Origin of the sequence: Streptomyces sp. NBC_01481, assembly GCF_026339995.1 — a bacterium.
Classification (GTDB): domain Bacteria; phylum Actinomycetota; class Actinomycetes; order Streptomycetales; family Streptomycetaceae; genus Streptomyces.
In genome coordinates, this window is the sequence record NZ_JAPEPT010000004.1 from 102,358 (window position 1) to 113,653 (window position 11,296).

Genomic DNA, 11,296 nt, shown 5'->3' on the forward strand with positions numbered 1-11,296 from the left:
CCTCGCTTCGCGGAGTCGGCCTCCACTGTCACACTCCGGGCGTCTCGTTCGGATGGGCCGACAGGTCCCGGCGCAGGGTCGTTCGGGCCCATTTCGGCCCAGTGGGCGCACTCACTGGAACGCCGAGTGGATCTCCTGCTCGGTGGCGCTGTGCGAGACAAGAAGCAACTCGTCACCGGGCTGGAGGCGGACGGCCGGTCCGGGCACGGTCGGCCGGCCGTCCCGTATGACGGTGGCGACGACGGTTCCGTCGGGCAGAGGGATGTCCGAGAGGGGTTTGCCGACTGCGCGAGAGTGCGTGGTGATCACGGTTTCGATGATGTCGACGCCCGCCTTGCTGAGGCGCAGCAGGGCCACGGTATCGGTGGCACCGGTTGCCTCCTCGATGAGGGAGATGAGCGGAGTGGCAGCGGGGACGGCGATGTCGACACCCCAGCGCCGGTCGAACAGCCAGGCGTTCTCACTGTCGTTGACGCGGGCCACGACGCGTGGCGCGGCACACTGCCGTTTGGCCAGCAGGCTGATGACGAGGTTGTCCTCGTCCTCTCCCGTGGCGGCGATGACGAGGTCGGCAGTGTGGGCGCCGGCCTGGTCCAGACATGCAGGTTCGCAGGCGTCCCCCAGGATGAGGTGTACGGCGAGCTGTCCCTGAAGCGCATTGATGCGGTCGGCGTCCGCGTCCACCACAGTGACGTCGTTCCCGGCGGCGGCGAGCACCTGCGCGATCTGGGTGCCCAGTCGCCCGGCGCCCGCGATGAGGGCCTTCATGTCCCCAGCTCCTTGTCGATAAAGCCACGCAGACGGCCGAGCGCAGTGGCGGCGACGGCGAAGGTGACGAGATCTCCGGGCTCGGCTGCCGTGCCGTGGGCGGGCACCAGCGAGCGGCCCGCTCTTGTCACTTCCACGACACGGATCTCACCGTCGACGTCGAACGCGGCGAGCCGGCGCCCGGTGAGGTAGGCCGGGAGCTGCGAACGGACCAGGAGCGTTTCGCCGTTGCCGAAGGTGAGTTCCGGTGTGAGATGGCGGTGCAGCAGCATCTGATGGATCTGGTTCACGGTCCAGCGGACACTGGCGATGGTGGGGATGCCCAATTCTCGGTAGATGTCGGCGCGCCGTGGGTCGTAGATGCGGGCGAGGACGATGGGTACTCGGTACGTGTCCTTCGCAGTCCGCGCGGTGACGATGTTGCTGTTGTCCCCGGAGGTGACGGCGACGAGCGCGTCGGCGTGTTCGATCCCCGCTCGCTCCAGTACGGCCCGGCTGAATCCGTTCCCTTCGAGGAACTGGCCGGGGAACCCTGCGGGCAGCCGCCGTCGGCTGCTCTGCGTGCGGTCGATGACCCGCACGTCGTGGCCTTCCGCGGTGAGCTGGGTGGCCAGAGCGGAACCCACCCGTCCGCAGCCCGCGATGACGACTCTCATCGCTCTCCTCCCTTGTCTCGTGCGGCGCGATGGCGGAGCCAGGCCTTGCGGGCTTCCTCTGCGGCCAGCAGCACGACTCCGAGCCCGGCGAGGACGGCCCAGTCGGTGACGGTGAGCGGGGCCGTGTTGAACACCTCCTGGAGTGCGGGCAGATAGCTGATGGCTGCCATCAGACCGATCCCGAAGCATCCGGCTGCCAGCAGCCACAGGTTGCTGAGCAGACCGGCCCGGAAGACGCTCTCGCGTTCAGTGCGCACCGCCAGCGCATTGAAGAACTGGCTGACCACGATCCCGGCCTGCACCAGGGTGATCGCCTCCCGATAGGCGACGCTGTCCTTGGTGAAGTCGGCATAGGGGATACCGGAAGCGTTGATGTGCCAGAAGAACACCGCGCAGACCCCGGCTGCCTGGATCCCGCCCAGGAAGAGGATGCGGCCCATCACCGCGGGAGAGAACAGCCGTTCGTCCCTTGAGCGCGGCGGACGGTCCATGACATCGTCCTCCGGGGGCTCGGCCCCGAGCGCGAGAGCGGGCAGGACGTCCGAGCCCAGGTCGATCGCCAGGATCTGTACGGCACTGATCGGGACCAGAGGAAAACCTGCGAAGGTCGCGGCGAGGATCGGGACAAGTTCCCCGATGTTGTGGCTGAAGAGGTAGACCAGGAACTTCCTGATGTTCTGATAGACGGAACGGCCCAGTCGTACCGCTGTGGCGATGGACGCGAACGAGTCGTCGAGGAGCACCATGACGGCCGCCTCCCGCGCCACGTCCGTCCCGGACACGCCCATCGCCACACCGATGTCGGCGTGCTTCAGGGCTGGGGCGTCATTGGCGCCGTCGCCCGTGACAGCGACCACCTCGTGACGCCGCTGGAACGCGGTGACCACACGCATCTTGTGCTCGGGGCTGACCCGGCACAGCAACAGCTCGCCCTGGCCGGCCAGCAGCCCGTCGAGGGCGTCGTCGTCCAGCTCGTTCAGCCGGGCACCGGTCATGACCGTCGGATCAGCACGCCGCACGATTCCCACGCGCCGGGCCACGGCCTCAGCGGTCAACGGATGGTCCCCGGTCACCATGACGACGCGGATACCGGCCCGGTGGCAGGCGGCGACCGCCTCCCGTACCTCGGGTCTCGGCGGGTCCAGCATGCCGACGAGCCCCAGGAAGGTCAGCCCCGACTCGACAGTGTCCCGGTCGGGATGCGGGCCTGAGAGTTTCCGCCGGGCGGAGGCCAGGACCCGCAGTCCCTTTGTGGCCAGCTCGTCATTGACGGCCATCACCTCCGCACGCAGCGCGTCGGTCAACGCGATCACTTCGCCCTGCCGGTCGATGGCCGTGCACCGTTCGAGCAGCTCCTGGGGAGCGCCCTTCACACAGGCGTGGTAAACGTCGGCCCCGGAGTGCACCGTGCTCATCAACTTGCGTACGGAGTCGAAGGGATGCTCGCCGACGCGCGGAGCGGCCGCTTCTTCGGCGCCCCGGTCGAGCCCGGCCTTGGCGGCGGCTACGAGCAGTGCACCCTCGGTGGTGTCCCCGAGCACATGCCATCGACCGCCGTCGTAGGGCGGCACCAGACGAGCGTTGCTGCACAGCGCCGCGGTCCGCAGGACTGCGCGCACCGGTTCGGGATCCGTGACCTCACCGGTCGGCTCGTAACCCACCCCGGACACGGTGTGCATGACACCTCCGGCCCACACCTGGACGACGGTCATCTCCGCCTGCGTCAGTGTCCCGGTCTTGTCCGTGCACACCACCGTGGTCGAGCCCAGCGCCTCGACGGCGAGCAGTTGCTTCACCAGCGCATGGCGGCGAGCCATGCGCCGGACGCCGATCGCGAGGGACACGGAGAGCGTGGCGGGCAGCCCTTCGGGGACCAGCGCGACCATCACACCGAGCGCGAAGACGAACGCCGACACGAGGTCCTGCCCTGCGGGCAGCCGCACGGCGAACAGAAGCGATCCCACGGCCAGTGCCGTACCCGCCACCCGACGCGCCATCGAGGCGACCTGGTGCTGCAATGGGGTCTTCTGTCGCGGTGCGGCGGCGGTGAGCTGGAAGATCCGCCCGAACTCGGTCGAACGGCCCGTGGCGAAGACCACGGCTTTTGCGGTTCCCGCCACGACGTCGGTGCCCATGAAGACGCAGTTGCGCGCCTCAAGGACCGGGCCCTGCAGCTCAGGCTCGTGGCCACGGCCGACTGCGTCGCTCTCCCCTGTGATCGCGGCGTTGTTCACGGCGATGTCGTGCGCCTCCACCAGGCGGCAGTCCGCAGAGACCGCATCCCCGGCTTCGAGAATCACCACGTCGCCCGCCGCCAGCTCCCGCGCGGGCAGTTCCCGCAGCACGGCGTCGCGCAGCACCCGGCAGGTGCGCGGCACCATCGCCTGCAACGACTCCGCCGTCCGCTCGGCCGAGTACTCCTGGGCGAACCCGATGGACGCGTTCAGCACCACCACGCCCAGGATCGCCACGGCGAGTTGCAGCGTACCGACGTCTTGCGGCTCCTGGAGTGTGTACGCGAGGAACGTGATCGCCGAAGCGATGAGCAGGACGACCGCGAAGAGGTCCGTGAACTGGGCTGCCAGTTGCCGCCACAGGGCCGGGTGCGCCGCTCGCGGGAGTTCATTGGACCCGAACCGCTGGAGCCTGGCGTCGGCTGCCTCGGTCGGCAGGCCACGGGGCGACGTGTCCAGTGCGGAGTACACGTCGGCGGGCGACAGCGTCCGTATGGCGAGGCCGTCGGCATCCGGCGCCGAAGCTTCCCCCCCGGAGCCGCCGGGAGTCAGCACATCCGTCGGGGCGGTCACTACTGGGTCCCTGAAGCGCGACGACCCGAAAGGCGGGCCGGGCACCCGTGCGGGTCACGTGATGTCGAGGACATCGCTCACCGACCGGCGCGGGGACGCTGGACCTTCGGGGCCGTATCCGAGGCGGATCACCATCTGTACGTGACCCATCGCCGACCCCGGGTCGCGTACGGCCCACCGCAGTTCCGGCCATTCGAGTGCCTGCGATGTCAGCGACGTGACCAGCCCGTCCAGGGTGGCCTGGAGCAGAACCCGCTCCATCGCCTGACCCGCGCGCAGCCAGTCCTCCGCCCGGTCGCCGGCCGTACCGAGCAGAGCGAGGCGGGGCTGCTTCTCGAAGGTGGCGGAGCCACGGCCGGGAACGGGATGCCGGCCGGCGAAGTCCCGTATGGGAGCGGTGACATCGTGCTGACGGGGGCCGAAGGCATATGCGGGGATTCCTTCCCGCCGCGAAGTGTCACCCTTGGCGCCGGTGTCGGTCCAGCGTGCCATCTCTTCCCGCACTTCGGGGTGGAGCGCTTCACGGCCCTCGGCGTCGTGCACCAGATTCAGCACGGACTTCACGTGCCACGCGTCGGGCACGTACAGCCGGGCGCCTTCGAGCAGGGCGGCGCCGCGCAGCCCGTCCAGGATGTCGTCCGGGATCTCCTCGTCGGTGAAGGGGTGGCGGCTGGTGTGCCGTTTGCGGACAGCGGGGTGAAGTACGGCGAGATCGTGCTCCGGGCCCGCGGGTTCGGCGAGGTTCACCTCGGCCAGCAGCCACGGATCGGAGGGGTCGGGGAGCAGTGTGGTGACCGGTTCCCGGCCGGCGTGCACGGCGGCCACCCGCAGATTGAACAGCGCGGCGGCACAGCCGAGATGGACGGCACGGTGCGTCGGGTCCGACTTGGGCATCGTGCGCTCCGGATCGGCGCGCAGCTGCATCGTTCCGGTGCCGCTCAGGTACCGGAACTTCCAGGGCTGTGCGTTGTGCATGGACGGGGCTGCCGTGGCGTCCTCGACAAGGGCTGTCACGGTGGTCGGGTCGAGCGGTGGTGAAGGCACTTGATCCTCCTGCCGAGAGGGGGTCAGTGGGCGACGACGGCGACAGGTGCGGCGCTGTGGTGCATCACCGCGTGGGCGACGGGGCCGATGTGCCCACCCAGTGGAGCCCGGCGGAGGCGCCGGCCGACGACCACCAGATCGGCGTCGGCCGCCGAGTACACCAACTGCTGCCCAGGCGAACCGATGAGAGCCCGCTCGACAACCTGCACCGACGGGAACTTCTGCCGCCATGGCAGCAGCATGTCGCTCAGGGCCCGCTCGAATTGCCGGCCCACTTCCAGCTGGATGCCGGGCTCGAGCATCGGTGCGTAGCTGAACACGAGGGGGAGCGTCCAGCCGTGTACGGCGCGGAGAGTGCAGCCACGGCGTGCGGCCTCGTCGAAGGCGAAGGCCAGGATCTTGTCGCAGGACTGGTAGACGTCCAGGCCGACGACCACGTCGCGGTACGGGGACGCGGTGTCCGGCTGCTCGGCGTCGCCGGATCCGGCCCGGGGTCCCTTGTCCTGGTGTTTGGGTGCCCGTACCAGCACGACCGGCTGCTCGGTGGCACTGACCGTGGCCATGCCAACCGAGCCGATGAGGAAGCCCATGATGCTGCCGAGACCCCGGGATCCGAGCACCAGCATCTCCGCGTCACCTGCCTCGACGGGCAGGGCGGCGGCGGGCCTTCCGGAGAGCCGTCGTGCAGTGATCTCCAGTCCGGGATGGCGCTGCCTCAGCTCGTCCGCGGCATCGGCCAGGACCTTGTCGGCCCACTGCTGCTGCACTTCAGGGCCGACCATGGGTATGGCTGCGGTCGTGGGCCACTCCTCCGCGTGAACGAGGTGCAGGGGCACTTCGCGCAGCAATGCCTCCTGGGCAGCCCAAGCGGCGGCGGCAAGGCTCTCGGGCGAGCCGTCCAGGCCGACGGTCACATTGCGAGTCATGGTGCGGACCTCCTCAGGGCCGCGCGCGCGGCCACAGTTCCAGCGTCATGGTCCGGCGGCCGTGACAGGAGGGGCCAAGGGGCCCACGAAGGGGCCAACCGGCCCCGGCGCCCCGCGGGACCTCCCCTGATCACGGCCGGGCGACCGGATCCGCGCCACCCATGTCCAGCCGGAACGGCGGGTACTCGTCCGTCATCAGACCCGCGTACGCGACGACCCGCAGCACCCACCGGTTCAGCCCGATGATCAGGTCGAAGAGGTCGTGCGGATGGCGTTGCTGTTTCAGCTGTCATGGCTCCGGGCTGGGCCCGCCGCGGACTGCGGCGCGAGGGCCGGGCCGGCTGCTCCGGCAGGGCCGGTCGGCCCTGGGGGTGTCGTCCGGGCTCACCAGGGCCACCCGTACTCCGCGCCTTCCGGTGGCGTGAGCCCGGAATCGTTGACACGTGACGACAGGCGGTCCACCACCGACACCACTTCGTCCAACCGCTGCGTGAGCTGCAGTACGACAGGGATCTGACTGTGCCGCTCCAGCTGCCCCTCCAGTGTGACCACCCCGTCGACGACATGGACCTCGATCACGTTCGGGGCCAGCCCGAGTGTGTCCGTGAGCACGTCTTCGACCACGTGGCGGCGGATTTCGGAGTCGGGGCGAAGGAACACCTGGAGAAGATCGCGCCGTGTGACGATGCCGACCAGGCGGTCTTCGGCGTCCACCACCGGAAGCCGTTCGACGCCGCGCCGGAGCATCGTCCGGGCGGCCTTGGCTACCGTGTCTTCGGCATGGACGGTGATCGCGGGTGCGGACATCAGCAGGCGGGCGGTGAGGCCTTCCCGCTTGTCGTCCCGCGTGTCCGCAGCCGAGCCCGCGGTCCGGCCGTGCCGAGGTCCCTGTTGTTCCTCGTCCGCCCCGTCGGCTGACGCCTGACGGACGAGAAGGTCGCTCTCGGAGACCACCCCGAGCACTCTGCCGTCGTCGTCGAGTACGGGCAGCCCGGTGATGTCGTGCTCGGCGAGCAGTTTGGCGACATTCTTGAACGGCGTGGCAGGCGTGACCGAGATGACCTCGCCCACCATCACGCTTGCGACCTTGCTGAGTTTCATGTCCGTATCTCCTCCTCGATACGGCGACGTACCACGGCCGTCATGGCCGCCAGCCGCCTGGATGTGACCGGGCGGAGTGGTTCGGGGCCGTGGATACGCCGTGCCGATGCCGGGAGAGCGGCAACGTCGGCGTCGAACCGCGCGCGGGCGTCCGACAGGCTGTCCGGCCTCCCCGTCCTGCTGCCCCCGCGCATGACCGTGCGGAGCAGAGGTTCCGCCCCGGGCGGTGGGTCCTCGTTCCACACCCCGATCACGTCGGCGCGGCCGGACCGGCGGAAGACCTGCTTCGGCGCAGGGGCCGTCACCTTCGCGGAGGAGAGCTTCATGACCGGCCGCCCGTCGTACTCCACCAGTTTGTACGCCGCGTCGAGGTAGGGCGCGTCCGCGGCCACGCCGACGCGGGTACCCACCGCATACACGTCGATCGGGGCGCCGGCCCGCACGAGCTCGTCCACTGCGTACTCGTCCAGACAACCGCTGGCGATGATGCGGACGTCCGTGAGCCCGGCGGCGTCGAGAATGTCCCGCCCCCTGCGCGCGAGAGCCCCGAGGTCACCGCTGTCGAGGCGAATGGCGCAGCCGGGACCGCGCCCGAGCTCCTTGAGCACCCGCGCCGCGATCGCGACTCCGCCCTCCGTGTCGTACGTGTCGACGAGGAAGGTCACCGGTCCTGGATGGGTACGCGCGAATCCCCGGAACGCCTCCTCCTCGCCCGGGAAGGCCTCGATGTACGAGTGAGCCATGGTGCCCGAAGCGGGGATACCGAGGCTCGTGGCCGCGGCGACATTGCTGGTGCCCGCGAAGCCGACCAGTGCGCCCAGCCGGGCGGCCTGGAATCCGGCCTGCGGCCCGTGCGTACGACGCAGTGAGAAGTCCACCAGGGGCCGCCCCGCGGCGGCAATGACACAGCGGGCCGCCTTGGAGGCGACCGCCGTCTGATGGCACAGCTGAGTGAGCAGGTAGGTCTCGACGAGCTGGGCCTGCGGCAGTGGCGCGGTCACTTCCAGCAGCGGCTCTCCGGCGAACACGAGCCGCCCCTCGGGGACAGCACGCACCTGGCCGTCGAATCCCAGACCGAGCAGCGGCTCAAGGTCCGCGGCCGGCCGGTGAAGGGCGTCGGCGAATTCCTCCACGTCGTGCGGACCGACGCGGAAACGGGACAGGTAGTCGAGCGACGGCTCCAGGCCGGCGGCCACCAGGAACCCGCGGTCGGGCGGCAAGTCCCGCACGAACAGACTGAAAGTGGCCGGAGCACGCATCCCCTCCCGCAGGTAGGACATGGCCATCGTCACTTCGTACAGATCGGTCGTGGTCACCTCAGACATGGCGGTCGCCGCCCTTCACAGCCGCGGAGTCGTCCACGTCGTAGGCGAGCCGGTCGATCACATCCACTACCCCGTCGACGCTCTCGCACAGCCGCAGGGTGATCGGAATGAGGCTCTTGCGCGCCACAGTGCCGCTGAGCGTGACTCTGCCGTCGGTGACCTCGACCGTCAGCGCAGAGGGCGGCAGTCCAAAAGTGTGGGTGACGACGTCCTCGAGGATTTCCTCCTGGATCGCCCGGTCCCGCCGCAGGAACAGCTGCAGGAGGTCGCTGCGGCTGATCACGCCGACCAGACGGCCCGACTCGTCGACGACGGGCAGCCGTTTGATCCTGTTCTTCTCCATGACCCTGGCCGCCCGGACCACGCTCCACCCCGGCTCCGCGACGATTGCCGGACTGGACATCAGTTCCTCGGCCACGCTGGATGTGTCTCTCGATGTCTGTTTGCGTAGCAGGTCGGCCTCGGAGACGACTCCGACGGGCCGCTCGTTGTCGTCGATCACCGGTACGGCGGTGATGCCGTATTCGTCGAGGAGGCGGGCGATCTCTTTGAACGGGGTGCCCCGCTGCACGCTCACGGCCGTGGGGGACATCAGGTCCGCGACACTGCGGTGCCTCATGGCGCGCCAGTCCTTTCCATCACGTGCCGGATCAGGCCGTCCTGAATGCAAGCGTGGAACGAATCCCGCCCGCGTGCACAGGGCCGAGAGGTCCTCGGAGGGGACCGAATGGATCAGCGGCGGCCGGAGAGGGACCTTCGGCCCTGCCACGGACCCCTGTGGCCCTCACCATGCCCATCTCGTGGTGACACCGTGAGGGCGTGATCCCCGATGAAACTCGGCAAGGAGTAGACATGGGCAGCAGCACTGCGGCCGAACCGGAGCTCGGGATGGTCGTCGTGGGCGTGGACGGTTCGGCGAATGCGGCGACGGCTGCCGACTGGGCCGCGGCCGAAGCCGACCGGCGAGGAAGGCCGCTGCGCCTCCTCTATGCCTCCGACACCTACCGGAGAGCTCTGTACGCCTCGGTCGAGACCGTCGAGCGCGTGCGCCAGCGCGGGCGCGACGTGCTCAAGGACACGGCGGACCGGCTGGCGGAGCAGTACCCCGAGCTGCAGATCAACAAGGAACTGAGCCCACGGGAGCCAACCGTCAGCCTGCTCGACGCTGCAGGCAGTGACGGCACGATCGTCGTGGGGAACCGCGGCTACGGAGGCTTCGCCGCGTTGCTGCTCGGCTCCGTCGGGCTCCGCGTGGCGGCGGGTGCGACGGTCCCCGTCGTGGTGGTCAGGGGCGCAGCACAAGGGGCGGGGGCCGGTGTGGTGGTGGCTGCCGTCCGCGACGAGGAAGACCTCGACTGCGTCCGGCACGCGGCGCGCGCCGCGGAACTCCGCAAGGCGTCGCTGCGTCTGCTGAGCGTCTGGCAAGTGCTGCGGTACGTGGGCATGGTGGCCACAATGCTGGACGACGTCGACGAGATCGCCCAGCAGCACCTGCGCCGTGTTTCCACGGTGGCCGACCGGATCCGGGATGAATTCCCCGAGCTCACCGTGACCGCGGACGTGGAAGAGGGCGCCTCCGTCGCCGGGACCCTCGTGGAGGCATCACGTCAGGCCGACCTGCTCGTCATGGGCGGCCGGCGACCGCCCGATGCCTTCGGCCCCACGCTGGGACGGGTGACGCATGCGGTTCTCCACCATGCCGAATGCCCCGTGGAGCTCATTCCGCGCGAGAGCAAGCGACACCGGGAGGAACAGTGACAGCCCTCGCAGAGCGCCGCGAGATGATCGTCGGCGTCGACCCGCAGCACCAGTCCCGCCCCGCACTTGCCTGGGCCGCCGACGAGGCCCACCGCCGACAGCTTGCCCTTAGGCTGCTGCTGGCCGTGCCGCCGTCGCACGACACACGCCACGCCGATTCCACCGCGCACCACATCGAGCTGCGGCGTCGAGGAGCCGAGGCACTCACGTCCGCTGCCTCCTGGATACGGGAGCGGCACGGGAAGCTTGAGGTGATCACGGACCTGCTCGACGGGGTTCCCGCCCCGGCGCTATGCCGCCACTCGGCACAGGCCCGGATGGTGGTCCTCGGCTCTCGTCGGCTCGGCCGGGCGGAGGAGTTCTTCAGCGCGAGTTCGGTGGTGGTGCCTGTCAGCGCACAGGCGAACTGTCCGGTCGTCGTCGTGGGAGAGCCCGAGCATGTGACGCAGCAGCCGCCCTACCTGGTGGTCGGCGTCGACGGCAGCCAGGCTTCGCGCGCTGCCGTCGCCCAGGCCTTCGAGGAAGCAAGCCTGCGGGGGGCCGGCCTGCGTGCCCTCTGGGTGTGGCCGCCCCCGGTGGTCTCGTTCACGGACGAGGCGGAGGCGGTGCAGGAGCGCCGACGGCTGCTCTCGGAAACAACGGCGGGCTGGTCGGAGAAGTACCCGGATGTGGCCCTGACGCACGAGGTGGTCCGCGGGCATCCGGTCGAGGAGCTTGCCCGCGCCTCCGAGCACGCACTGGCCGTCGTGGTCGGCCGCAGGGGCCGAGGCGGACACACCGGCATGCGGCTGGGATCGGTCGTCCACGGCCTGCTGCACCGGGCGCTCAGCCCGGTGATCACGGTTCCCACGCCGTGAACCGCGCCTCGCGATGCCACGACCTGATCCGCTTCATACCAGCCCCGTCGCCGT

At 69.7% G+C, this 11,296-nt stretch carries 10 protein-coding genes and 1 pseudogene; 2 read left to right on the top strand and 9 right to left on the bottom strand.

Going from position 1 to position 11,296, the window contains the following annotated elements:
• Nucleotides 1–111: 111 nt before the first annotated feature.
• The 9 genes and pseudogenes from OOK40_RS22245 to OOK40_RS22285 all read right to left on the bottom strand — a co-directional run bounded on the left by OOK40_RS22245 (nucleotide 112) and on the right by OOK40_RS22285 (nucleotide 9,246).
• A complete protein-coding gene (locus OOK40_RS22245) occupies nucleotides 112–768 on the bottom strand; it encodes a TrkA family potassium uptake protein (protein ID WP_266484768.1) in 657 nt (218 codons plus the stop codon).
• Entirely contained in the window at nucleotides 765–1,424 is a 660-nt protein-coding gene (locus OOK40_RS22250; protein ID WP_266484771.1) for a TrkA family potassium uptake protein, read from the bottom strand. The genes OOK40_RS22245 and OOK40_RS22250 overlap by 4 nt, the downstream gene beginning before the upstream one ends.
• On the bottom strand, nucleotides 1,421–4,231 hold the full coding sequence (locus OOK40_RS22255) for a cation-transporting P-type ATPase (protein ID WP_266484773.1): 2,811 nt from the start codon (nucleotides 4,229–4,231) through the stop codon (nucleotides 1,421–1,423). The genes OOK40_RS22250 and OOK40_RS22255 overlap by 4 nt, the downstream gene beginning before the upstream one ends.
• Before the next feature lie 54 nt (nucleotides 4,232–4,285).
• Nucleotides 4,286–5,275, bottom strand: coding sequence for a nitroreductase family protein (locus OOK40_RS22260; RefSeq protein ID WP_266484777.1), 990 nt, complete (start codon nucleotides 5,273–5,275; stop codon nucleotides 4,286–4,288).
• 23 nt (nucleotides 5,276–5,298) lie between these two features.
• Entirely contained in the window at nucleotides 5,299–6,201 is a 903-nt protein-coding gene (locus tag OOK40_RS22265) for a universal stress protein (RefSeq protein ID WP_266484779.1), read from the bottom strand.
• 130 nt (nucleotides 6,202–6,331) lie between these two features.
• A pseudogene (locus tag OOK40_RS22270) lies at nucleotides 6,332–6,475 on the bottom strand (DUF4389 domain-containing protein); the annotation flags it as partial.
• A 110-nt stretch (nucleotides 6,476–6,585) separates the two neighbouring features.
• The gene (locus OOK40_RS22275; protein WP_266484782.1) at nucleotides 6,586–7,302 is read right to left on the bottom strand and encodes a CBS domain-containing protein; all 717 of its coding nucleotides are present in this window, start codon (nucleotides 7,300–7,302) and stop codon (nucleotides 6,586–6,588) included.
• Complete coding sequence (locus OOK40_RS22280) at nucleotides 7,299–8,627, bottom strand: nicotinate phosphoribosyltransferase (RefSeq protein ID WP_266484793.1); 1,329 nt, start codon at nucleotides 8,625–8,627, stop codon at nucleotides 7,299–7,301. Before OOK40_RS22280 ends, OOK40_RS22275 begins: the two co-directional genes overlap by 4 nt.
• Nucleotides 8,620–9,246: a CBS domain-containing protein gene (locus tag OOK40_RS22285; protein ID WP_266484812.1), complete on the bottom strand. Its 627-nt coding sequence runs from the start codon at nucleotides 9,244–9,246 to the stop codon at nucleotides 8,620–8,622. Before OOK40_RS22285 ends, OOK40_RS22280 begins: the two co-directional genes overlap by 8 nt.
• A gap of 233 nt (nucleotides 9,247–9,479) precedes the next feature.
• Between OOK40_RS22285 and OOK40_RS22290 the strand changes: the two genes are divergently transcribed.
• On the top strand, nucleotides 9,480–10,385 hold the full coding sequence (locus OOK40_RS22290; RefSeq protein WP_266484816.1) for a universal stress protein: 906 nt from the start codon (nucleotides 9,480–9,482) through the stop codon (nucleotides 10,383–10,385).
• Complete coding sequence (locus tag OOK40_RS22295) at nucleotides 10,382–11,242, top strand: universal stress protein (RefSeq protein ID WP_266484820.1); 861 nt, start codon at nucleotides 10,382–10,384, stop codon at nucleotides 11,240–11,242. The genes OOK40_RS22290 and OOK40_RS22295 overlap by 4 nt, the downstream gene beginning before the upstream one ends.
• Nucleotides 11,243–11,296 lie beyond the last annotated feature (54 nt).

Excerpts from the sequence above, each read along its gene's own strand:
- OOK40_RS22245 (WP_266484768.1), bottom strand. The coding sequence starts at position 768 with ATGAAGGCCCTCATCGCGGGCGCCGGGCGACTGGGCACCCAGATCGCG.
- OOK40_RS22280 (WP_266484793.1), bottom strand. The coding sequence starts at position 8,627 with ATGTCTGAGGTGACCACGACCGATCTGTACGAAGTGACGATGGCCATG.
- OOK40_RS22265 (WP_266484779.1), bottom strand. The coding sequence starts at position 6,201 with ATGACTCGCAATGTGACCGTCGGCCTGGACGGCTCGCCCGAGAGCCTT.
- OOK40_RS22250 (WP_266484771.1), bottom strand. The coding sequence starts at position 1,424 with ATGAGAGTCGTCATCGCGGGCTGCGGACGGGTGGGTTCCGCTCTGGCC.
- OOK40_RS22285 (WP_266484812.1), bottom strand. The coding sequence starts at position 9,246 with ATGAGGCACCGCAGTGTCGCGGACCTGATGTCCCCCACGGCCGTGAGC.
- OOK40_RS22275 (WP_266484782.1), bottom strand. The coding sequence starts at position 7,302 with ATGAAACTCAGCAAGGTCGCAAGCGTGATGGTGGGCGAGGTCATCTCG.
- OOK40_RS22290 (WP_266484816.1), top strand. The coding sequence starts at position 9,480 with ATGGGCAGCAGCACTGCGGCCGAACCGGAGCTCGGGATGGTCGTCGTG.